Origin of the sequence: Citrobacter sp. CK181, from assembly GCF_030333595.1 — a bacterium.
Classification (GTDB): Bacteria; Pseudomonadota; Gammaproteobacteria; order Enterobacterales; family Enterobacteriaceae; genus Citrobacter_B; species Citrobacter_B koseri.
The window spans coordinates 666,621-688,301 of the sequence record NZ_JAOWFN010000011.1 but is presented as its reverse complement, the minus strand read 5'-3'; the positions used below and the strand labels follow the sequence as shown (position 1 = coordinate 688,301).

Here is a 21,681-nt window from a genome sequence, read left to right as displayed (position 1 = left end):
TTTGCGCCAAAAAAAACGCCGGCTTAACCGGCGTCTGGCGACTTGCTTAAAGCTCAGGCTTTATTGTCTACTTTGCCACGCGCTTCGTCACGTAATTCTCGTCGTAAAATTTTTCCGACGTTCGATTTAGGCAGTTCGTCGCGAAACTCCACCAGCTTCGGCACTTTATACCCCGTCAACTGGCGACGGCAGAAGGTAATCAATGCCTCGTCGGTCAACGCCGGGTCTTTCTTCACGACAAAGATTTTCACGCTTTCACCGCTGCTGCCCGAAGGTACGCCGACTGCCGCCACTTCCTGAACGCCAGGATGCTGCATCACCACGTCTTCAATTTCATTAGGATAGACGTTAAAGCCGGAAACCAGAATCATATCTTTTTTGCGATCGACGATGCGCAGGAACCCTTCGTCATCAATCACCGCGATATCCCCCGTGTAAAGCCAGCCGTCTTTGACGATTTCATCCGTCGCGTCCGGGCGCTGCCAGTATCCCAGCATCACCTGCGGCCCCTTCACGCACAGCTCGCCAGGCTCGCCTGTCGGCACCTCATTGCCCTCGTCATCCACCAGTTTTACATCGGTAGAGGGAACGGGCAGCCCGATACTGCCGCTGTGATAATCGATATCATGCGGGTTCACGCTGACCAACGGCGCGCACTCGGTCAGACCGTAGCCTTCAAGCAAATATTGTCCGGTCAGTTTCACCCAACGTTCTGCAACCGCATGCTGTACCGGCATACCGCCGCCAGCAGAAAGGTGCAGCGTAGAGAAGTCCAGTTGCTGGAATTCTTTGTTGTTCAGCAAGGCGTTAAACAGGGTGTTAACGCCGGTCATCGCGGTAAACGGATATTTCGCCAGCTCTTTCACCATGCCTGGAATGTCGCGCGGGTTAGTGATGAGCAGGTTTTGCCCGCCCAATTCAATAAACAGCAGGCAGTTCATGGTCAACGCGAAAATGTGATACAGCGGCAGCGCCGTCACCACCAGCTCTTTCCCCTCATGCAGCAACGGCCCGTAGGTGCCTTTTACCTGCTCCAGGTTTGCCAGCATGTTGCGGTGCGTCAGCATCGCGCCTTTCGCTACGCCGGTTGTACCGCCCGTGTATTGCAGGAACGCCAGATCTTCGGTGACCAGCTCAGGCTTCACGTACTGCATCCGATAACCTGCGTGTAGCGCGCGGCGAAAAGAGATCGCGTCCGGCAGGTGATATTTCGGCACCAGACGCTTAATGTATTTCACGACAAAGTTAACCAGCGTACCTTTCGCGGTAGAAAGCTGGTCGCCCATGCGCGTCAGAATTACGTGCTGTACGGACGTTTTATCGACCACTTTTTCCAGCGTGTGGGCAAAGTTAGAGACGATCACGATAGCCGCCGCCCCGCTGTCATTGAGCTGATGCTCAAGCTCACGCGGCGTATACAGCGGGTTGACATTCACGACGATCATCCCGGCGCGCAAAATACCAAACAGCGCGACCGGGTATTGCAGCAGATTCGGCATCATTAGCGCGACGCGGTCGCCTTTTTTGAGGCCCAGTCCTTCCTGCAAATAGGCCGCGAATGCCCGGCTGCGCTCTTCCAGTTTGCGGAAGGTCATCACCTCCCCCATATTGACGAACGCAGGCTGGTCGGCGTAACGCACGACGGCATGTTCAAATAATTCAACCAGGGATTGATAACGGTCAGGATTGATCTCCGCCGGGACATCAGCGGGATATCGGTTAAGCCAAACCTTCTTCAAAGCATCACCTCTAAAATGAGTGTTCGTCGTCATCGCAACCCCAGTTAATAAACAAGTCGTTAACATAATATTAACTCAGCGTACCAGTTTATTAATCACTCAACGAAAAGGTTGCGAAGCGCGTCACTATTTATTTTTCTTATGTCCGTATTAATGCAGAAACAGCGGACCAGCCGCTGTCTCTTTTATTGATAAAACAAGGGGTTATTCAGTTACGATCGTTTGAACCTGTGCGGGGCCTGGGTTATACCATCCCCAACCGCCATAGCCGTACGGCCAGCCTCGTCCACCGTAGAACCAGGGATCGATCGGCTGCGGCGGCATGACGATCTGCTGAGTAAGGTGCCAGCGTTTATAGCCCGTTGCCTGCATCAGCATAAACTTATACGGCGTACTGCCGACCTTACCGTCCACCGTGCCGGTAATCGGCCCGACGACCGTCACCAGTTGCCCACGGAAGTCTACCGGGTCAAGGAAGCCGTTCACGTCGGCATAAATCCGCCCTCGCGAAGCCTCACCGAGGATCGGACGCGCGCCGTTATCAAGCGGCACGCTGGCGATTTCCAGCCGCGTTTTTCCCTGCTGGTTTTGCACATCCACTACTTTACCGCCAAAACGCGCTTCCTGGCCGACGTACAGCTGCGGCGCATTCATAACCCGCACCAGATCCTGCTGCGGCGTGGGACTGGAACCTTTGATGGCATCCGGGACGGTAACGCAGCCACTCAGCGTTAACGCGACCACTCCCGCCAGAATTCCTTTCATTACCTGTTGTTGAACCGCCATAGTGCGACTCCTTTTTTCTCAGCACATATTCTCGTCATACTTCAAACTACCTGTGTGTAACAGCTACGTTCAAATTATTCAGGGTGATAATACTGAGATTCATTCTTTGCCCGGAAGTTTCTTCCACGCGACGTTGTTACGTAAATAAACCGGTTCGGCCTGTTCAACCGCGACGGTTTTCCCCGCTGCCAGCATCTGACTGGCGAGAGGCAGCATATCCTCCGCCGCCGGAAGCAAAACGTCGCCATCGCGCAAAGCCAGACCGCTGTCTTTACCCAGATCAGGCCATGCAGGCCAGCCTGTGCCAACAGTAGCCCACTCCCCGGAAAGCTGCTTCAACCGTTCGCTAACCAGCCCGGGATTTAACACAGCCTCGGTCTCTTCCCCGTGCCAGACGCCATTTTCATCACGCTGGTATTCCGCCCAGTAGACTTCGCCCATACGTGCGTCAATCGCCGCCAGCACGCGCGTCGCGCCGCTTTTACGCCAGGCGCCCTGCGCCATTGTCGCCAGCGTTGAAACGCCAGTCATCGGCAGGTTCGCGCCCAGCGCCAGCCCCTGCGCAATGCCAATGCCAATGCGCACGCCGGTAAAACTGCCGGGGCCGCGACCAAACGCCAGCGCGTCGATATCGGTAAGCGTAATGCTGTTGGCGGCCAGGATATCCTGCACCATCGGCAAAATACGTTGGGTATGTTCTCGTGGGCAAAGCTCAAAATGAGCGTTGATATTACCGTCATTCCACAGGGCAACGGAACACGCTTCTGTGGCGGTATCGATAGCCAGAATTCGCATGGGTCTTCGTGCTTAAATCAATAAAATGGCGCGCATCTTACCATACTCCGTAACAAATTACTCGGCCGTTGGTATGGCGAGAAATCTGACGGCGCGGGCGATGTCCCGGGTGCGCGGCGTGGGCGGCAGGCTCGCCAGGAAGGTGGCGCCATACGGTCGCATCACCAGCCGGTTATCACAAATCACCAACACCCCACGATCGTCAGAATCGCGAATCAGACGCCCCACCCCCTGTTTCAGCGTGATGACCGCGTCGGGTAGCTGCACTTCATCAAACGGATCGCCGCCGCGCAGACGACAATCCTCCATCCGCGCTTTCAGCAAGGGATCGTCAGGAGAGGTAAAAGGTAATTTATCGATAATCACCAGCGACAGCGTATCGCCGCGCACATCCACCCCTTCCCAGAAGCTGCTGGTTGCGACCAGTAGCGCATTACCGGCGCTGACGAACTGTTGCAGCAGTTGACCTTTGCTGGTTTCGCCCTGCAACAGGACGGGCAGCGTCATGGTGGCGCGGAACTGTTCCGCCAGATCGCGCATCATGGCATGCGACGTACACAGCATAAAGCAGCGGCCATTGTTGGCTTCGATGATCGGTCTTAACATTGCCGCCAGCTGTCGGGCAGAGCCCGGCTGGTTGGTCTGCGGCAGGTTACGCGGCACGCACAACAGCGCCTGGCGGGTATAGTCGAACGGACTGGGCAACAGCATCGATTCGGCCTGTTCAATGCCCAGCCGCGACGTAAAATGATGGAGATCGTCGTTCACCGACAACGTGGCAGAGGTAAAAATCCAGCTGCCGGGTTTCTGCGCCATCACCTCTTTGAATTTATCCGCGACCGTAAGCGGAGTGAGCGCCAGCGTGAAATGGCGTGACGTGCATTCGTACCAGTAGCTGTACCCTGGCTGGTTGATCTCTTTTAAGCGCTTCAGGCGCGCACGATACAAGGTCGCACGCTCGAAAGCGGCATCCAGCAATGCGGAACGCCCCAGAGACAGTTTTGCCACGTCGTAGCAAAGCTCAAGCGTATCGTCGAGCAGCAATAGCGCGCGCTGTACCCGTGGGTCGGCCAGCAGCTCACGTAAATTTCCGCGATAGCCCGGCTCGCCCAGTTGCAGGCGAAAATCCTGCGCGCTCTGCGCCAGTCGGTCGGCGCATTTCTGCAACTGCTGGGTGTCTTTCAATTCCGTGCGGTAGGCGATGGTAAAATCTTTCGCCAGGTCGAGGAGCTGTCGGCTGGAGAGCGACTGGCCGAAATACTGGCTGGCGATATCAGGAAGCTGGTGGGCCTCATCGAAGATCATCACCTCCGCCTCCGGGATCAGTTCGCCAAACCCACTCTCTTTGACCACCATATCCGCGAGGAAAAGATGGTGGTTGACGATAACCACATCAGCGTCCATCGCCTTTTTACGCGCTTTAACCACAAAACAGTCTTTATACAGCGGGCAGTCGCTGCCCAGACAGTTGTCATTGGTGCTGGTGACCAGCGGCCACGCCTGCGAGTCTTCCGCTACGCTGACGCAGGTACTGATGTCGCCGTCTTCGGTCTGATTCGACCACGACCGCAGCAAAATCACATCGCTTAAAATTTGTACCGGCAAATCGCCGCCCGCCAGCGCTTGCTGTTCGAGACGTTCCAGACAAAGATAGTTAGAGCGCCCTTTCAACAGCGCCAGTTTACCGGTGAATTTGAGGGCGTTTGAGACGGTGGGAAGATCGCGACTGTAGAGCTGATCCTGCAACGCTTTCGATCCCGTCGAGATGATCACTTTTTTTCCGGCGCGTAACGCCGGCGCGAGGTAGGCATAGGTTTTGCCTGTTCCCGTCCCGGCTTCGACAACAAGCGGTTGTGATTTTTCAATAGCATGCGTGACGGCAACGGCCATCTGCCGCTGTGGTTCGCGCGGTTTAAATCCCGGTATCGCTTTAGCCAACTGACCGTCTGCTGCAAAATCGTCCGTCACACTACCCCCTGTTGATTTGAACAGGGATTATGTCAGGACGCCGTCGCTTACGCCAGTTGAAGAGGTGACGGCAACGCAACATTATGGCAGTCTTGCCGCGTCGAACGGAAAGTTAACGAGGAATGATTTATGACTATCATACGTATTGATGCCGAAGATCGTTGGTCTGATGTAGTAATCCATAACAACACGCTTTATTACACCGGTGTGCCGGAAAACCTCGACGCCGATGCGTTTGAACAGACCGCCAACACGCTGGCGCAAATTGATGCGGCGCTGGAAAAACAGGGCACCCGTAAGTCACGTATTCTTGATGCCACTATTTTCCTGGCCGATAAAAGCGATTTTGCCGCCATGAATAAAGCCTGGGACGCGTGGGTCGTTGCCGGTCACGCGCCAGTACGTTGCACGGTGCAGGCCGGGCTGATGAACCCGAAATACAGAGTTGAGATCAAGATTATCGCCGCAGTGTAATGCGACGTTATTCGTCCTCATCCTCAAAACGCGCCACGATCCGCTCGCCGGTATGGGTGGCGCGCAGTTCATCCGCCACCTGCGCGATTGCCTGTCCGCTGCTCATTCCTTGCGACATCAGTTCCTGAATGCGCTCTACCGCTTTTTGTTGCTGCTCGTGGCTGAGTGAAGGTAAACCTGCAAACATTGTTAACTCCTGCTAAATTGTCTGCGCTAATTATTTCATGCTACCCGGCACATAGCCAGTAGACCAGGACCGATGAAGACATTATCACCCGCTGTTATTATTTTACCGTGGCGCCCGGACGCCGCCGAGTACTATTTTGCCCCGCTGAGCCATCAGCCCTGGGCCATGCTGCTGCATTCCGGCCATGCTGAACATCCGCATAATCGTTTTGATATTCTGGTGGCCGACCCTGTGGCAACGCTGTCGACACACGGCGAAGAGACCCGCGTGCGCGATAAGCATGGCACGACCACGACCGCCGACGATCCCATGACCGTGTTGCAGGCGGCGCTGGCGTCTGCGGGCATCCAGCCGCCATATGACCCCAATCTGCCGTTTCAGGGCGGCGCGCTGGGGCTGTTAGGTTACGACCTTGGCCGCCGTTTTGAATCCCTGCCCACGCTCGCACAGCGCGATATCACCCTGCCGGATATGGCGATCGGCATTTACGACTGGGCCTTAATCGTCGATCATCGCAGACAGACCGTCTCTCTGCTGAGCCATACCGATGTTCACGCTCGCCTTGAGTGGCTGGCACGCCAGCAGGCACCGGTGCGAAAGCCCTTCGCGTTGACCTCCGCATGGCAATCAAACATGACCCGCGCGCAGTACGGTGAAAAATTCCGCCAGGTGCAGGACTGGCTGCACAGCGGCGACTGTTATCAGGTTAACCTCGCCCAGCGTTTTCAGGCTGACTATCAGGGAGATGAATGGCTGGCCTTCGTGCGGCTTAATCACGCTAACCGCGCCCCGTTCAGCGCGTTTTTGCGCCTGGAGGACGGTGCGATTCTGAGCCTTTCTCCCGAGCGTTTTATTCAGTCCGAAGAGGGTCACATTCAGACTCGCCCAATCAAAGGCACCCTTCCCCGTCTGGACGACCCGCAGGCGGATCGCCAGCAGGCGCTAACGCTCGCGATGTCGGCAAAAGACCGCGCAGAAAACCTGATGATTGTCGATTTGATGCGTAACGACGTCGGCCGCGTTGCCGTTCCGGGGTCGGTCAAGGTTCCCGAGCTGTTTGTGGTTGAACCCTTCCCGGCGGTACATCATCTTGTCAGTACCATTACCGCCCGTTTGCCCGATAATTTACATGCCACCGATCTGCTGCGCGCCGCTTTTCCTGGCGGTTCGATTACCGGCGCGCCAAAAGTCCGGGCGATGGAGATCATTGACGCGCTGGAGCCGCACAGACGCAACGCCTGGTGCGGCAGCATCGGCTACCTGAGTTTTTGCGGCAACATGGACACCAGCATCACGATCCGCACGCTTACCGCTGTAGACGGGCATCTCTATTGCTCTGCGGGCGGCGGCATCGTAGCGGACAGCCAGGAGGACGCGGAATATCAGGAGACGTTTGATAAAGTGAATCGAATTTTGCAGCAACTGGAGAACTGAGTCGTGGAAAACAGCAGCCTGACCCTTGATGATTTTTTATCACGCTTTCAACTTTTGCGCCCGCAGGTGAATGGTGAGACGTTAAACCATCGTCAGGCTGCCGTGCTGATCCCGGTGGTTCGCCGCGCCCGGCCGGGTCTATTGCTGACTCAGCGTTCAGCACGCCTGCGCAAACACGCCGGTCAGGTCGCGTTCCCCGGCGGCGCCGTTGACAGCAGCGATGCGTCGCTGATTGCCGCTGCGCTGCGTGAAGCGCAAGAAGAGGTGGCAATCCCGCCGGAATCCGTCGAAGTGATTGGCGTGCTGCCGCCCGTAGACAGCGTCACGGGTTTTCAGGTTACGCCGGTGGTCGGCATTATTCCCCCGAATCTGCATTATCACGCCAGCGAAGATGAGGTGGCCTCTGTCTTTGAGATGCCGCTTTCAGAAGCTCTGCGTCTGGGGCGTTATCATCCGCTGGATATTTACCGACGCGGCGATTCACATCGCGTGTGGCTTTCGTGGTATGAGCATTATTTCGTCTGGGGAATGACCGCCGGAATAATTCGTGAGCTGGCGCTGCAAATTGGCGTGAGACCCTGACTATACTTATCTTTACACGCGCAGAACACAACTTGAGATTCCCGTCCCAACATTAGTAAATACGTGGTTATCCATTAGTTTAATTCATGTGAATAGTTAAGCCGATCGCCGCGTTCCCTCTTACACTATGCGCAGTTATTACATCGTAACCGGGAAGCCCGGTCACCCTGTCAGGAGTATTATCGTGATTAGTCTATTCGACATGTTTAAGGTGGGGATTGGTCCCTCATCCTCCCATACTGTAGGGCCTATGAAGGCGGGTAAACAGTTCGTCGATGACCTGGTCGAAAAAGGATTACTGGATAGCGTTACCCGTGTCGCCGTCGACGTGTATGGTTCACTGTCGCTCACGGGTAAAGGTCACCACACCGATATCGCCATTATTATGGGTCTGGCGGGTAACGAACCTGCCACCGTGGATATTGACAGCATCCCTGGTTTTATTCGCGACGTTGAAGCGCGCGGTCGCCTGTTACTGGCGCAGGGCCAGCACGAAGTGGATTTTCCCCAGGATAACGGGATGCGTTTTCACAATGGCAACCTGCCATTGCATGAAAATGGAATGCAGATCCACGCGTACAATGGCGAAACCGTCATTTATAGCAAAACGTATTATTCCATCGGCGGCGGCTTTATTGTCGATGAAGAGCATTTTGGTCAGGACGCCGCCAATGAGGTCAGCGTCCCTTATCCGTTTAAATCGGCGACCGAAATGCTGGAATATTGCAACAGCACCGGTCTGTCGCTCTCCGGGATGGTGATGCAGAACGAACTGGCGCTGCACAGCAAAAAGGAAATCGAAGAGTATTTCGCCAACGTCTGGCAGACCATGCAGGCGTGTATCGATCGCGGGATGAATACCGAAGGGGTTCTGCCGGGGCCGCTGCGCGTTCCACGTCGTGCTTCCGCACTGCGTCGCATGCTGGTTTCCAGCGACAAACTGTCCAGCGATCCGATGAACGTCATTGACTGGGTCAACATGTTTGCGCTGGCGGTGAACGAAGAAAACGCCGCGGGCGGGCGTGTCGTTACGGCGCCGACCAACGGCGCTTGCGGGATCGTGCCTGCGGTGCTGGCTTACTATGACCACTTCATTGAACCCGTCAGCCCGGATATCTACACCCGTTACTTCCTGGCCGCTGGCGCTATCGGCGCGCTGTACAAAATGAACGCCTCGATTTCCGGCGCCGAAGTCGGCTGCCAGGGAGAAGTCGGCGTCGCCTGCTCAATGGCGGCGGCAGGACTGGCAGAGCTGCTTGGGGCCAGCCCGGAGCAGGTGTGCGTCGCCGCTGAAATCGGCATGGAGCACAACCTGGGGCTGACCTGTGACCCGGTTGCCGGTCAGGTTCAGGTGCCGTGTATCGAGCGTAACGCGATTGCTTCGGTAAAAGCGATCAACGCAGCGCGTATGGCAATGCGCCGTACCAGCGCCCCGCGCGTCTCGCTGGATAAAGTCATTGAGACCATGTACGAAACCGGCAAGGACATGAACGCGAAGTACCGCGAAACATCACGCGGCGGACTGGCGATTAAAGTCCAGTGTGATTAACAAAACATAGCCTGCCACTTCGCCCATCTCCCACTGATGGGCGAATTTTTCTCATCAATCTCGTCTGCGGTAAATTTCCCCACTACACTTGCTGTGTTGCAATTGGCTTTTGTGACCAACGGCTTATCAGGCGGCCCGCATGCAAACAGCACAACGGATCATTAAAAATTATCGCCGCAATCGTTTCATCGTCTGCACGGTCTGTGCGCTGATCACGCTTATCCTCACATTGAGTATCCGATTTATTTCGGAGCGAAATATAAATCAGCACCGCACCGAAACGTTCGCCGCTCACGCCGTAGAGACGCTGGATGAAGTGCTCCGCCCTCTACAGGCCGGGCGCGATCTCCTGCTGCCCCTGGTAGGACAACCCTGCCCGACCGCGCATTTTCCCCTGCGTAAACAGGTCGCCAGACTGCAAACCGTGCGTTCCATTGGTCTGGTTCAGAACGGTATTCTCTACTGCTCCAGTATCTTTGGCTCACGCGACGTGCCGATTCACCAGCTACAACCCGATCTGCCCGCGCCGAACAACCTGTTGCTGCTGTCTACCGATCAGTCCCTGCTCAAAGACAGCCCGATTCTGATTCAGTGGTATCCGTCATCGCCTGATGGCAAAAACGGGCTCTTTGAGATCGTCAATATTGATCTTCTGGCGATGATGCTGCTTGAACCGCAACAGCCGCAGATCGCCAGCGCAAGCCTGACGGTCGGCAACCGCCACTTGCTCTATGGTCAGGGGGTGGTGGAGGCGCTACCCGCCCTGAACGGTGAAAAACGTTATCAGCGCGCATCCCAGCACTTCCCCTTCACCATCAGCGTGACGGGGCCCGGCGCTGGCGAGCTGGCGCTACGCCACCTGCCGACGCAGCTGCCGCTGGCGGTGATGCTGAGTTTACTGGTGGGATACCTTGCCTGGCTGGCAACGGCCAGCAGAATGAGTTTTTCATGGGAGATCAATCTCGCCCTTGCCGCCCGTGAATTTGAACTGTTTTGCCAGCCGCTGTTAAATGCCCGTACGCAGCAATGCGTGGGGGTTGAGATCCTGCTGCGCTGGAATAACCCGCGACAGGGATGGATTTCTCCCGATGTTTTTATCCCTATCGCTGAAGAACACAACCTGATCGCCCCCCTTACCCGCTATGTCATTGCGGAAACCATTCGGCAGCGGCATTTCTTCCCGATGAACAGCCAGTTCCATATCGGCATCAACGTTGCGGCCAGCCATTTTCGTCATGGCATGCTATTAAAAGATCTCAATCATTACTGGTTCAGCGCCCATCCTGTTCAGCAACTTGTGCTTGAGCTGACGGAACGGGACGCCTTACTGGACGTCGATTATCGGCTGATGCGTGAACTCCACCGTAAAGGGGTGAAGCTCGCCATTGATGACTTTGGCACCGGCAACAGCTCGCTGTCATGGCTGGAGAAATTGCGCCCGGACGTGCTGAAGATCGACAAATCATTTACCGCGGCGATCGGTACTGATGCGGTGAACTCCACGGTGACCGATATCATCATCGCGCTGGGGCAAAGGCTGAATATTGAACTGGTGGCGGAAGGCGTTGAAACGCGAGAGCAGGCGCAATATTTGCGGGGACACGGCGTTCAGGCGTTGCAGGGATTTCTGTTCGCAAGGCCTATGCCGCTTCACGATTTTCCTCAGTGGCTGGCGGGTAGCGCACCGCCGCCCGCCCGGCATAACGGACACATGACGCCCGTTATGCCGTTTCGTTAGATCCCGGTTTTACCGGGGAACGGCGCTTATTCGTCTTCGTGGTGAGCAGGTTGTTCTTTAACAATACGAACCAAATCAACACGGTAGTCGTTCGCTTCGACAATCGTGATATGAAGCGGCGCAACGTCGATAACATCGCCCACCTGCGGGATATGACCGTTTACGGCGATAACCAATCCAGCGACGGTGGCGATGTCTTCCTCGTCGTTCACCAGGTTATCGACATCCAGCGCCTGTTGCAGGGCATGCAGATCCGTCCCCCCCTTCACCAGCCAGCCGCCCGCTTCGGTAATGATCTCAGGCGTTTCGTCGGCATCCGGGAACTCACCGGCAATCGCTTCCAGCACGTCCAGCGGCGTAACCAGCCCCTGCACGACGCCAAACTCGTTGGTGACGATAACGAAGCTGCCGCGAGCGCGACGCAGGACGCCCAGCAGATTAATCGGGTCCAGCGTTTCCGGGACGACAATCGCTGGTGATTCCGAAGCAATCGCGGCCACATCCACGCCCTCTTCCAGCGCCACCAGCAGTTCTTTCGCGCGAACAATACCGATGATCTCATCCAGTTCGCCGCGACACACCGGGAACAGGCTGTGCGGAGAAGAGAGTAACTGTTCGCGGATTTCATCCACGCTCAGGTCAGCATCCACCCAGCTGATTTCACCGCGAGGCGTCATGATGCCGCGCAGCGAACGGGACGCCAGGGTCAGCACGCCGTTGATCATATAACGCTCTTCTTCAGCAAACGCGCCTTCAGGTACAGGCACCGTCGCCGGGCTGTCAGACTCGTGCTGCGCGCTCGCCTGACGTTTACCGCCCATCAGTCGCAGGATGGCGTCTGCGGTGCGTGCACGCAGCGGTAACGTTGACTGATGGCGAATAAAGTTACGACGCGCAATCTGGTTGAACAATTCGATGACGATTGAGAAACCGATAGCAGCGTACAGATACCCTTTCGGAATATGGAAGCCAAAACCTTCCGCCACCAGGCTCAGACCGATCATCAACAGGAAGCTCAGACAGAGCACTACAACCGTCGGATGCTGGTTGACGAAACGGGTAAGCGGCTTAGACGCCAGCAGCATCACCGCCATCGCAATCACCACGGCAGCCATCATCACCGGCAGATGGTTAACCATACCCACGGCGGTAATTACCGCGTCAAGGGAGAAGACGGCATCAAGGATAACGATCTGCGTTACCACGACCCAGAAACTCGCATAGCCTTTGCCGTGCCCCGAGTCATGCTCGCGGTTTTCCAGGCGCTCATGCAGCTCCGTCGTGGCCTTAAACAGGAGAAAGAGACCCCCGATGAGCATGATCAGATCGCGCCCTGAGAAGGTGAGATCCCAGACGGTAAAGAGTGGTTTCGTTAAGGTCACCATCCACGAAATGATGGACAGCAGGACCAGGCGCATCACCAGCGCCAGCGACAAACCGATAAGACGCGCCTTATCACGCTGCTTCGGCGGCAGCTTGTCAGCCAGAATCGCGATAAAGACCAGGTTATCAATACCCAGAACAATTTCGAGGATAACAAGCGTGAGCAAACCCGCCCAGATTGAGGGGTCCATTAAGAATTCCATGACAAGCTCCTGCTTAAGGAATAGCGAACAGGCGAGAAAGCAATATGCGAATTAAGGTTGCGGCCAAAAGAGCCAGACAGACAGGCCTGATACGGCCTCAAAGTGAAATGACGTCGGTGACGATCCATACGGCGGGCTACTGCCCTATACTCCTTACTAATTAAACGGAAGCTAAACATAACAGAGACAATGTCTTTTTGGCAAAGATTTACCTTCCTTTGCAATGAGATGTTACAGGGATATTTTACACTACGAAATTTCTCTGATGTGAAAGCTAAATTGCGGATCTTCATCACATAAAATATTTTTTTCGCTATCTAAAATAATTCCCGGAAATAACTGTTTTTTCATTATAACCCTTATCTGAATCGATTCGAGTGCGGACGGCGATTCAAAATACATCTGTCACGTTGATGTGTTAACGATAATAAAGGAGGTAGCAAGTGACCATTGCTATTGTTATAGGCACACATGGTTGGGCTGCAGAGCAGTTACTTAAAACAGCAGAAATGCTGTTAGGCGAGCAGGAAAACGTCGGCTGGATCGATTTCGTTCCAGGCGAAAATGCCGAAACGCTGATTGAAAAGTACAACGCTCAGTTGGCAAAACTCGATACCAGCAAAGGCGTGCTGTTTCTCGTTGATACATGGGGAGGCAGTCCATTTAATGCTGCCAGCCGTATTGTCGTCGACAAAGAGCACTATGAAGTCATTGCTGGCGTCAATATTCCGATGCTGGTGGAAACGTTCATGGCCCGCGATGACAATCCGAGCTTTGACGAATTAGTCGCTCTGGCGGTAGAAACCGGTCGTGAAGGCGTGAAAGCGCTGAAAGCGAAACCGGTTGAAAAAGCCGCTCCGGCGCCGGTTGCTGCGCCAAAAGCGGCGGCGCCCGCTAAACCAATGGGACCCAACGATTACATGGTAATCGGTCTCGCCCGTATCGATGACCGTTTGATTCACGGCCAGGTCGCCACCCGCTGGACCAAAGAGACCAACGTCACCCGCATCATCGTCGTGAGTGATGAAGTAGCGGCGGACACCGTACGTAAAACGCTGTTAACACAGGTGGCACCTCCGGGCGTAACGGCGCATGTGGTAGACGTTGCCAAGATGATTCGTGTCTACAACAACCCGAAATACGCAGGCGAACGTGTGATGCTGCTGTTCACCAACCCTACCGATGTGGAACGTATCGTTGAAGGCGGCGTGAAAGTGACTTCCGTAAACATTGGCGGTATGGCTTTCCGTCAGGGTAAAACGCAGGTTAATAACGCCGTTTCCGTCGACGAGACCGATATCGACGCCTTTAAAAAGCTCAACGAACGCGGTATCGAGCTTGAGGTTCGTAAAGTTTCCACCGATCAGAAACTGAAAATGATGGATTTGATTGCCAAAGTGGCGAAATAACCACCCGGCATTTAATTAGCATTCACACTTAAGTCTGTATAGCAATAGGAGAAGTACAATGGAGATTACCACTCTTCAGATTGTGCTGGTGTTCATCGTCGCATGTATCGCGGGTATGGAGTCGGTACTTGATGAATTTCAGTTCCACCGTCCATTGGTGGCCTGTACGCTAATCGGTGCCGTTCTTGGGGACATGAAAACCGGTATTATCATCGGTGGTACCCTGGAAATGATCGCGCTTGGCTGGATGAACATCGGTGCTGCCGTTGCGCCTGATGCCGCGCTGGCTTCCATTATTTCAACCGTGCTGGTTATCGCCGGTCATCAAGGCATTGGCGCAGGTATCGCGCTGGCGATTCCACTGGCGGCCGCAGGTCAGGTGCTGACCATCATCGTACGTACCATCACCGTGGCATTCCAGCACGCGGCGGATAAAGCGGCCGATAGCGGCAACCTGACGGCGCTGTCCTGGATCCACGTATCCTCCCTGTTCCTACAGGCAATGCGTATCGCGATTCCGGCGGTTATCGTGGCGATTTCTGTCGGCACCAGTGAAGTTCAGGGCATGCTGAATGCGATCCCGGAAGTCGTGACCAGTGGTCTGAACATCGCCGGCGGCATGATCGTGGTTGTCGGTTACGCAATGGTCATCAACATGATGCGCGCGGGCTATCTGATGCCGTTCTTCTACCTCGGCTTCGTCACTGCGGCATTCACTAACTTCAACCTGGTTGCTCTGGGCGTAATTGGCGCGGTAATGGCCATCCTCTACATCCAACTGAGCCCGAAATATAACCGCGTAGCCGGTGCGCCAGCTCAGGCTGCTGGTAACAACGATCTCGATAACGAACTGGACTAACAGGTGAACGAAATGGTTGATATGACTAAAACTACCACTGAGAAAAAACTCACTCCGAGTGATATTCGTGGCGTGTTCATCCGTTCTAACCTGTTCCAGGGGTCATGGAACTTCGAACGTATGCAGGCGCTGGGCTTCTGCTTCTCCATGGTGCCGGCGATCAAACGCCTGTACCCGGAAAACAACGACGCGCGTAAACAGGCGATCAGACGTCACCTGGAGTTCTTCAACACCCATCCTTACGTTGCCGCTCCGGTACTGGGCGTTACGCTGGCGATGGAAGAACAGCGCGCCAACGGCGCGGAGATCGACGATGGTGCCATCAACGGTATCAAAGTCGGTCTGATGGGGCCGCTGGCAGGCGTGGGCGACCCGATCTTCTGGGGTACTGTTCGTCCGGTATTCGCCGCGCTGGGCGCGGGTATCGCGATGAGCGGCAGCCTGCTGGGGCCGTTGCTGTTCTTTATTCTGTTTAACCTGGTGCGTCTGGCGACCCGTTACTACGGCGTGGCTTACGGCTACCGTAAAGGCGTCGATATCGTTAAGGATATGGGCGGCGGCTTCCTGCAAAAACTGACTGAGGGGGCGTCAATCCTCGGCCTGTTTGTCATGGGAGCGCTGGTTAACAAGTGGACGCACGTCAATATTCCGCTGGTGGTATCACGCATCACTGACCAGACGGGTAAAGAAAACGTCACCACCGTGCAGACCATTCTCGATCAGTTGATGCCGGGTCTGGTTCCGCTGCTGCTGACCTTCGCCTGTATGTGGCTGTTGCGTAAGAAAGTAAACCCGCTGTGGATCATCGTTGGCTTCTTCGTCATCGGTATCGCCGGTTACGCTTGCGGCCTGCTGGGTCTGTAATTCTGTTGTACACTACCGGGGCCCTTTGGCCCCGGTTTTTTTATCTGGAGGATTAATGACTGTCACGGACCTGGTGCTGGTTCTTTTTATTGTCGCGTTACTGGCTTACGCCATTTACGATCAGTTCATCATGCCCCGCCGTAACGGCCCCACTCTGCTTGCAGTGCCTCTGCTGCGTCGTGGTCGTGTTGATAGCGTTATCTTCGTCGGCCTGGTCGCCATTCTTATCTACAACAACGTTACCAGTCACGGCGCGCAAATTACCACATGGTTATTATGTGCACTGGCGCTGATGGGGTTTTATATTTTTTGGGTTCGCGCCCCCAGGATCATCTTCAAACAGAAAGGTTTTTTCTTCGCCAATGTCTGGATAGAATATAACCGTATTAAAGAGATGAATTTATCGGAAGATGGCGTACTGGTGATGCAATTAGAACAACGGCGCCTGCTTATTCGCGTACGAAATATCGACGATCTGGAAAGAATATATAAGCTTCTTGTTTCATCTCAATGAGTTACAGATATAGCCTGAACTATGTTTTAAGTATATTCGCGATCAAAAAAACATAGCTAAGGCTATATTCATCCCGCCTGATTTGTTATTTATTTTAACGTTTTATTGATAATTAAATCTAAATGAAAATCGTTTTCAATTAGAAGTCAAATAATATTTCTCCATTGTTGTTTTATATTCTCAAAATATGTTAATGTTGCGCCGTCATTTGGGGAGTAGCCGATTTCCAGACTCAGGAAATGTACGTGTCAACATACTCGTTGAAAAACGTGGCGCGTACGGACTGATATCACTCTATTTTCAGTCAGGCGAGACCATATGCACATCAACTGCTATGCATAGCTTATGAACGCCATGTTCAGGTATGCATGTTCGCTGGGGGCAGTGATGTGTTTTATGGAACCCCGGTCAGGACGCTGTTATGAATATCACCGCAACTGTTCTTCTCGCTTTCGGCATGTCAATGGATGCTTTCGCGGCATCGATTGGTAAAGGCGCCACGCTACACAAACCTAAATTCTCCGAAGCCCTGCGCACCGGCCTTATTTTCGGCGCGGTTGAAACGCTCACCCCGCTGATCGGCTGGGGGCTGGGTATGCTGGCCAGTAAATTCGTACTGGAATGGAATCACTGGGTTGCGTTCATCCTGCTGGTGTTTCTGGGGATTCGTATGATTATCGAAGGCGTTCGTGGCGGTAATGACGAAGATGACGAGCCGTTACGCCGCCACAGTTTTTGGCTGCTGGTCACTACCGCTATCGCCACCAGCCTGGATGCAATGGCCGTTGGCGTCGGTCTGGCGTTCTTGCAGGTGAACATTATTGCGACCGCGCTGGCTATCGGCTGTGCCACGTTAATCATGTCCACGCTGGGCATCATGGTGGGGCGCTTTATCGGCCCGCTGCTCGGCAAACGGGCGGAAATTCTTGGCGGGGCTGTACTTATCGGTATCGGCGCCCAGATCCTCTGGACACACTTCCACGGTTAACACTCACGTTGCCAGATGTGAAGGCTGAAATCCGTCTGGCAATCAAACTGCTGGCAAGCCGCCAGCCGCTCCCATACGTCAGGTTTTGCACGCCAGGCGAAAGGCGTCATCTGGAGCAACGCAACGGCCTCATTACCGCGCAACCGCATCTCATACCCTAACGCCATGCTTTGCTGCAACGTAAACCCTTCAAGCTGCTCAGTATGCGGGGCATGTAAGCGCACTTCATCATATATCAGCCCTTTTAGCGCCATCAGATGGCGCGGCCCCGGCGTAGCGGTGATTACCCAACCACCCGGTTTTACCACTCGCGCTAACTCTTCAGCCTTACAGGGGGCATAAATCCTGACAATCGCATCCATAGAGGCGTCGGCGAAAGGCAGACGATGGCTTGACGCCACACAAAACGTCACCTGCGGATAACGTTTCGCCGCCGCTTTAATGGCGACTTTCGCGACATCCAGACCAAATGTGGTGCCTGACGCCAGCGTTTCGGCGAAGGCATGTGTGTAATACCCTTCACCGCAGCCGATATCCAGAATCGACGTTGCATTTTCGTCCAGCCGTTCAGCAAGTATCCTGACGATGGTATCGCGCAACGGCTGATAATGCCCGGCATCAAGGAATGCCCGACGCGCCTGCATCATTTCGGCGCTGTCGCCCGGGTCCCGTGACCGTTTATGCTGCACGGGCAACAGGTTGACGTATCCCTCTTTCGCCACATCAAACTGATGCCGTTGTGGGCAGATAAAACTGTTTTTCACCTGCGCAAGTGGCTGATGACAAAGGGGACAAGAAAACGACATGACAACTCCGGCCGGTAATTTTAGGGCGCAAGTGTAACGCGAATTGCGCCCCGGGAAAATAACTTACAGCGAGGGGGACGACAGGCGGTTGCCGTGCATCACTAACAGGTGGTCGGAGTCGGCGGGCATACCGTCCGGTTTAACGTTTTCCAGGCGCAGAACATCGCCCATAATCTGGCTGAACACCGGCGCCGACACCGCGCCGCCATAGTAAGATCCGTTTTGCGGATTGTTAATCACAACCACCAGCGCAAACTGCGGATCGCTGGCCGGAGCCACGCCCGCCGTATAGGCCACGTATTTATCGACATACTTACCGTCATCGCCGATTTTCTTCGCCGTACCGGTTTTTACCGCCACGCGATAATCTCTGACTGCGGCTTTGGTTCCTCCCCCGCCGGGGAGCGCGACGCTCTCCATCATATGCTCAACCTGATGCACCAGTTCGGCGGGCATCACACGCGTCCCCACAACGGGCGGATCAATACGCGTAATGGAAAGCGGCCGGTAGATACCAAAACTGCCGATGGTGGCATATACGTGCGCCAGCTGGAGCGGCGTCACCATCAGACCATACCCGAAGGCAAACGTCGCCCGATCCAGATCGCTCCAGTAACGACGCTGCGGCAGTAAGCCGCTGCTCTCCCCGGTGAGTCCCAGTCCCGTAGACTGCCCAAAGCCAAAGCCTTTATACGTATCCAGCAGTCGTTGAACCGGCATAGCGAGCGAGAGACGCGACACGCCGGTATCACTCGATTTTTGCAGGATTCCGGTCAAACTCAGCTCCGGGTAATACCCCACGTCACGAATCCGGTGGCCGTCAAGATTGAACGGATGCGTATCAATCACGCTGTCGGGCTGGACAATGCCCTGCTGAAGCGCCGTCATGATCACCAGCGGCTTGACCGTGGAACCCGGTTCAAAGGTATCGCTGATGGCACGGTTGCGAAAATCATCCAGCACGGCGCCTTCCCGGTTATTCGGATTAAAGTCCGGGAAGCTTGCCATCGACAGAATTTCCCCCGTCGCGATGTTGACCAGTACCGCCGCGCCAGACTCCGCTTTGTTCCAGGTGACGGCGTTATCCAGCGCATCCTCCGTCACAGTCTGTAGACGCTCATCAATACTGAGCTGAAGCTCATGCGCCGGCACAGGATTTGTTTCGGTTATGTTCTCGATGACATGACCAAATTTATCTTTGCGAACAAGGCGGGAGCCGGGTTTCCCCGTCAGTTGGGTATTAAAACTTTTCTCAACCCCCTCAATCCCCTGCCCGTCAATGTTGGTAAAGCCAATCAGGTTGGCTGCCACATGCCCTGCCGGATAAAAACGCCGGGACTCTTCACGCAGGTTAATGCCAGGAAGATTGAGCTTATCGATCCATTCGGCCTGCTGCGGCGAAATCTGGCGCGCCAGATAGATAAACCGCCCGGCAGGATTGCTGTTTACCCGCTCAACCAGCGTAGCCAGTGAAAGATGCAGCGTCTGCGCCAGCGCCTGCCAGCGTTGGTTATACCCCACGCCGCCTTTACTGACGATCGTCTTCGGGTCGGCCCAGACCGCATTGACCGGCACGCTAACGGCTAACGGACGCCCTTCTCTGTCGGTAATCATGCCGCGTGGCGACGCCGTGGTGACCTCACGTAACGAACGCCTGTCCTCTTGTTTAACCAGATTTGTGGGCGTGATGATCTGTAACCACGCCACGCGTCCCAGCAATAACCCCATGCTCAGCAAAATCGCCACGCACAGCAGAGCAAAACGGATAGGAGCAAAATTACGTACGGTGCCGTCGCTTTTCTTTTTCACCTGGTCTCCAGCAAGGTCGTTTTTCAGGTGATTGATTTAACGGGAATTGACGAGGGAAAGCGGGAAAAACAATGCTACGAACATCGCGGCTTTGCAACAAAGCGCTAACAGGAGTGTATTCAGAAATATTTTGAAGGAACCTGAATTAAAAAGCCCCGCACTGGCGAGGCTTTATATCTGAGGTTGATGCGCCTTGGCGCTTCAAATCAGTGGTGTCGATCAGATAGCTGTTACGTTAACAGCAGCCGGACCTTTCTGGCCGTCCTGAATTTCGAACTCAACGTTCTGGCCTTCAGCCAGGGTTTTGAAGCCGTTACCCTGGATAGCGGAGAAGTGTACGAACACATCTTTGCTGCCATCAGCCGGAGTAATGAAGCCAAAACCTTTAGACTCGTTGAACCACTTAACTTGACCTTTAATCTTTGCCATTTGCAAAATTCCTTAGAGTGTTTTCTTCGCCCGCAGGCATAACATAGATAAAACTGAGACATTACTGCTTGAGGCACTAATATAAGGTTCGGCAGAGAAGCGGTATTCAACGTCAACGTGTTTACTCAGGACTTCTTTACTGAAAATGCCACACATAAACAGAACTGTACCTCGTTTAACCCAAAACGTGTTATCACATACAACGTTAATTATGGCAAGCCATTTTTAAACGTGTCTCGATCAGTCGCACAAATCCAGAGAGATATCAAAGATCAACTGCACAGTTATGCGGCACAGTTCCCGACGATATATTCTCGCTTCTCCAGGCGCCTTTCGACAGGCTTACGCCCGTACAGCGGCTTTTCTACCATAGCTCAATAACTTCGGTTGTTCCAGGTCATGCGTTGATCTTATCGATACGGTAAACAGATATCACTTTTTATGCTTTGTAATGCATAAATTGTCACAACGCAAAAAAACCAATATTGTTTAAAAATGCGAAGTATTCGACCATTTTTCATCCGTTTCACTGATAGCCAATACGTGCTTTGGTTGTGCACCAAAATAATGAAAGAATGATGACAATGCACAAAAAAAGTGAGAGAAACGTTTCGCTATTAATAAAAACGATCGCTATCACAAAAGCGACATAATCACATTATTAGCGTATGGATAAATATATTTAAGGAGAGATTAAGTTAAAGCATTAAATGATCAATGAAATAACAGACCTGGTATACACAGGGTTACATTAATGAAAACAGGATGGGCCTGCCTGAAGGAATGGCTGGCAGACGCGCATCCTGTCTCTGCTTGTCGTTACCGTTCAGCGACCAGACGGATGATATCGTCATCCTCTTCCTGAGGTTTCGCTTCAGACTCGGCCTCAGCGACTTTTTCAGGCTCGTTAGCTTCGCACAGACGGCGTAGCAAGGCATTTTGCCGCTTTTGCTGATCCAGCAGCGCTTCAAGCAGCTCAATCTGCTCATTTGTTCTTGAACTTGCCCGGTTCACAAAAAACCACAGGACCAGCCCGACAATCAGAACCACCACCGATACAATCAAAGACGTAAAAGTCAGTACGCCAGAATTCAGAACTTCGTTCATGTTACCACCTCAATGTAGACGCCGTATTTTACCACTGCTACACGGGAAGGTAATCAAC

The 21,681-nt window shown here is 54.1% G+C and carries 22 protein-coding genes; 10 read left to right on the top strand and 12 right to left on the bottom strand.

Annotation, left to right across the window (positions count from 1 at the left end; translation table 11 throughout):
* Positions 1–53: 53 nt before the first annotated feature.
* The 4 genes from fadD to yoaA form a co-directional block, all read right to left on the bottom strand.
* Positions 54–1,739 (bottom strand): long-chain-fatty-acid--CoA ligase FadD, encoded by a 1,686-nt coding sequence (fadD, locus tag OGW17_RS07435; RefSeq protein WP_080750364.1) that lies wholly within the window; start codon positions 1,737–1,739, stop codon positions 54–56.
* Positions 1,740–1,943: 204 nt separating this feature from the next.
* Positions 1,944–2,525: a Slp family lipoprotein gene (locus OGW17_RS07430; protein WP_047463245.1), complete on the bottom strand. Its 582-nt coding sequence runs from the start codon at positions 2,523–2,525 to the stop codon at positions 1,944–1,946.
* A gap of 99 nt (positions 2,526–2,624) precedes the next feature.
* Positions 2,625–3,320 carry a tRNA (adenosine(37)-N6)-threonylcarbamoyltransferase complex dimerization subunit type 1 TsaB gene (gene tsaB, locus OGW17_RS07425; protein ID WP_047463242.1) on the bottom strand — a complete coding sequence of 232 codons (696 nt, stop codon included), beginning with the start codon at positions 3,318–3,320 and terminating at the stop codon, positions 2,625–2,627.
* A 57-nt stretch (positions 3,321–3,377) separates the two neighbouring features.
* A complete protein-coding gene (yoaA, locus tag OGW17_RS07420) occupies positions 3,378–5,288 on the bottom strand; it encodes a DNA repair helicase YoaA (RefSeq protein ID WP_071258564.1) in 1,911 nt (636 codons plus the stop codon).
* Between the two features lie 129 nt (positions 5,289–5,417).
* Here yoaA and OGW17_RS07415 point away from each other — a divergent pair, with 129 nt between their 5' ends.
* Positions 5,418–5,762, top strand: coding sequence for a RidA family protein (locus OGW17_RS07415; protein ID WP_012132064.1), 345 nt, complete (start codon positions 5,418–5,420; stop codon positions 5,760–5,762).
* Positions 5,763–5,769: 7 nt separating this feature from the next.
* Here OGW17_RS07415 and OGW17_RS07410 read toward each other — a convergent pair whose 3' ends face one another.
* A complete protein-coding gene (locus OGW17_RS07410) occupies positions 5,770–5,949 on the bottom strand; it encodes a YoaH family protein (RefSeq protein WP_012132063.1) in 180 nt (59 codons plus the stop codon).
* Positions 5,950–6,021: 72 nt separating this feature from the next.
* Here OGW17_RS07410 and pabB point away from each other — a divergent pair, with 72 nt between their 5' ends.
* The 4 genes from pabB to pdeD all read left to right on the top strand — a co-directional run bounded on the left by pabB (position 6,022) and on the right by pdeD (position 11,252).
* Positions 6,022–7,383: an aminodeoxychorismate synthase component 1 gene (pabB, locus tag OGW17_RS07405; protein ID WP_071258567.1), complete on the top strand. Its 1,362-nt coding sequence runs from the start codon at positions 6,022–6,024 to the stop codon at positions 7,381–7,383.
* 3 nt (positions 7,384–7,386) lie between these two features.
* Positions 7,387–7,965 carry a CoA pyrophosphatase gene (locus OGW17_RS07400; protein ID WP_047463238.1) on the top strand — a complete coding sequence of 193 codons (579 nt, stop codon included), beginning with the start codon at positions 7,387–7,389 and terminating at the stop codon, positions 7,963–7,965.
* A 184-nt stretch (positions 7,966–8,149) separates the two neighbouring features.
* On the top strand, positions 8,150–9,514 hold the full coding sequence (sdaA, locus tag OGW17_RS07395) for an L-serine ammonia-lyase (RefSeq protein WP_024130267.1): 1,365 nt from the start codon (positions 8,150–8,152) through the stop codon (positions 9,512–9,514).
* Positions 9,515–9,653: 139 nt separating this feature from the next.
* Complete coding sequence (gene pdeD / locus OGW17_RS07390) at positions 9,654–11,252, top strand: cyclic di-3',5'-guanosine monophosphate phosphodiesterase PdeD (protein ID WP_071258569.1); 1,599 nt, start codon at positions 9,654–9,656, stop codon at positions 11,250–11,252.
* 26 nt (positions 11,253–11,278) lie between these two features.
* Here pdeD and yoaE read toward each other — a convergent pair whose 3' ends face one another.
* Positions 11,279–12,838, bottom strand: coding sequence for a CNNM family cation transport protein YoaE (gene yoaE, locus OGW17_RS07385; protein ID WP_047463233.1), 1,560 nt, complete (start codon positions 12,836–12,838; stop codon positions 11,279–11,281).
* Positions 12,826–12,966, bottom strand: a complete 141-nt coding sequence (locus OGW17_RS21645) for a protein YoaL (protein WP_371320444.1) — start codon at positions 12,964–12,966, stop codon at positions 12,826–12,828. The genes yoaE and OGW17_RS21645 overlap by 13 nt, the downstream gene beginning before the upstream one ends.
* A gap of 315 nt (positions 12,967–13,281) precedes the next feature.
* On the opposite strand from OGW17_RS21645, the gene manX reads away from it, so the two are divergent.
* From manX to mntP, 5 genes are all read left to right on the top strand, one after another.
* Positions 13,282–14,247, top strand: coding sequence for a PTS mannose transporter subunit IIAB (gene manX / locus OGW17_RS07380; protein WP_047463231.1), 966 nt, complete (start codon positions 13,282–13,284; stop codon positions 14,245–14,247).
* Between the two features lie 58 nt (positions 14,248–14,305).
* The gene (manY, locus tag OGW17_RS07375; RefSeq protein ID WP_012132054.1) at positions 14,306–15,106 is read left to right on the top strand and encodes a PTS mannose transporter subunit IIC; all 801 of its coding nucleotides are present in this window, start codon (positions 14,306–14,308) and stop codon (positions 15,104–15,106) included.
* Positions 15,107–15,118: 12 nt separating this feature from the next.
* Positions 15,119–15,970, top strand: coding sequence for a PTS mannose transporter subunit IID (gene manZ / locus OGW17_RS07370; protein WP_012132053.1), 852 nt, complete (start codon positions 15,119–15,121; stop codon positions 15,968–15,970).
* Positions 15,971–16,025: 55 nt separating this feature from the next.
* On the top strand, positions 16,026–16,484 hold the full coding sequence (locus tag OGW17_RS07365) for a DUF986 family protein (RefSeq protein WP_012132052.1): 459 nt from the start codon (positions 16,026–16,028) through the stop codon (positions 16,482–16,484).
* 421 nt (positions 16,485–16,905) lie between these two features.
* On the top strand, positions 16,906–17,472 hold the full coding sequence (gene mntP, locus OGW17_RS07360; protein WP_012132050.1) for a manganese efflux pump MntP: 567 nt from the start codon (positions 16,906–16,908) through the stop codon (positions 17,470–17,472).
* Here mntP and rlmA read toward each other — a convergent pair.
* The 5 genes from rlmA to OGW17_RS07335 form a co-directional block, all read right to left on the bottom strand.
* Positions 17,469–18,278: a 23S rRNA (guanine(745)-N(1))-methyltransferase gene (gene rlmA / locus OGW17_RS07355; protein ID WP_071258572.1), complete on the bottom strand. Its 810-nt coding sequence runs from the start codon at positions 18,276–18,278 to the stop codon at positions 17,469–17,471. The two genes, mntP and rlmA, sit on opposite strands and share 4 nt — an antisense overlap.
* A 63-nt stretch (positions 18,279–18,341) precedes the next feature.
* Positions 18,342–20,087 carry a peptidoglycan DD-transpeptidase FtsI2/PBP3(PARA) gene (ftsI2, locus tag OGW17_RS07350; RefSeq protein WP_071258574.1) on the bottom strand — a complete coding sequence of 582 codons (1,746 nt, stop codon included), beginning with the start codon at positions 20,085–20,087 and terminating at the stop codon, positions 18,342–18,344.
* Positions 20,088–20,306: 219 nt separating this feature from the next.
* Positions 20,307–20,516: a transcription antiterminator/RNA stability regulator CspE gene (gene cspE / locus OGW17_RS07345; RefSeq protein ID WP_001062678.1), complete on the bottom strand. Its 210-nt coding sequence runs from the start codon at positions 20,514–20,516 to the stop codon at positions 20,307–20,309.
* A gap of 12 nt (positions 20,517–20,528) precedes the next feature.
* Positions 20,529–20,672 (bottom strand): DUF2627 domain-containing protein, encoded by a 144-nt coding sequence (locus OGW17_RS07340; protein WP_001537930.1) that lies wholly within the window; start codon positions 20,670–20,672, stop codon positions 20,529–20,531.
* 663 nt (positions 20,673–21,335) lie between these two features.
* Entirely contained in the window at positions 21,336–21,623 is a 288-nt protein-coding gene (locus tag OGW17_RS07335) for a YebO family protein (protein WP_012132046.1), read from the bottom strand.
* Between the last annotated feature and the right edge of the window lie 58 nt (positions 21,624–21,681).

Excerpts from the sequence above, each read along its gene's own strand:
- OGW17_RS07340 (WP_001537930.1), bottom strand. The coding sequence starts at position 20,672 with ATGTGTGGCATTTTCAGTAAAGAAGTCCTGAGTAAACACGTTGACGTT.
- OGW17_RS21645 (WP_371320444.1), bottom strand. The coding sequence starts at position 12,966 with ATGGATCGTCACCGACGTCATTTCACTTTGAGGCCGTATCAGGCCTGT.
- pabB (WP_071258567.1), top strand. The coding sequence starts at position 6,022 with ATGAAGACATTATCACCCGCTGTTATTATTTTACCGTGGCGCCCGGAC.
- OGW17_RS07335 (WP_012132046.1), bottom strand. The coding sequence starts at position 21,623 with ATGAACGAAGTTCTGAATTCTGGCGTACTGACTTTTACGTCTTTGATT.
- manZ (WP_012132053.1), top strand. The coding sequence starts at position 15,119 with ATGGTTGATATGACTAAAACTACCACTGAGAAAAAACTCACTCCGAGT.
- yoaE (WP_047463233.1), bottom strand. The coding sequence starts at position 12,838 with ATGGAATTCTTAATGGACCCCTCAATCTGGGCGGGTTTGCTCACGCTT.
- mntP (WP_012132050.1), top strand. The coding sequence starts at position 16,906 with ATGAATATCACCGCAACTGTTCTTCTCGCTTTCGGCATGTCAATGGAT.
- OGW17_RS07365 (WP_012132052.1), top strand. The coding sequence starts at position 16,026 with ATGACTGTCACGGACCTGGTGCTGGTTCTTTTTATTGTCGCGTTACTG.
- cspE (WP_001062678.1), bottom strand. The coding sequence starts at position 20,516 with ATGGCAAAGATTAAAGGTCAAGTTAAGTGGTTCAACGAGTCTAAAGGT.
- OGW17_RS07415 (WP_012132064.1), top strand. The coding sequence starts at position 5,418 with ATGACTATCATACGTATTGATGCCGAAGATCGTTGGTCTGATGTAGTA.
- manY (WP_012132054.1), top strand. The coding sequence starts at position 14,306 with ATGGAGATTACCACTCTTCAGATTGTGCTGGTGTTCATCGTCGCATGT.
- OGW17_RS07410 (WP_012132063.1), bottom strand. The coding sequence starts at position 5,949 with ATGTTTGCAGGTTTACCTTCACTCAGCCACGAGCAGCAACAAAAAGCG.
- tsaB (WP_047463242.1), bottom strand. The coding sequence starts at position 3,320 with ATGCGAATTCTGGCTATCGATACCGCCACAGAAGCGTGTTCCGTTGCC.
- OGW17_RS07430 (WP_047463245.1), bottom strand. The coding sequence starts at position 2,525 with ATGGCGGTTCAACAACAGGTAATGAAAGGAATTCTGGCGGGAGTGGTC.
- pdeD (WP_071258569.1), top strand. The coding sequence starts at position 9,654 with ATGCAAACAGCACAACGGATCATTAAAAATTATCGCCGCAATCGTTTC.
- rlmA (WP_071258572.1), bottom strand. The coding sequence starts at position 18,278 with ATGTCGTTTTCTTGTCCCCTTTGTCATCAGCCACTTGCGCAGGTGAAA.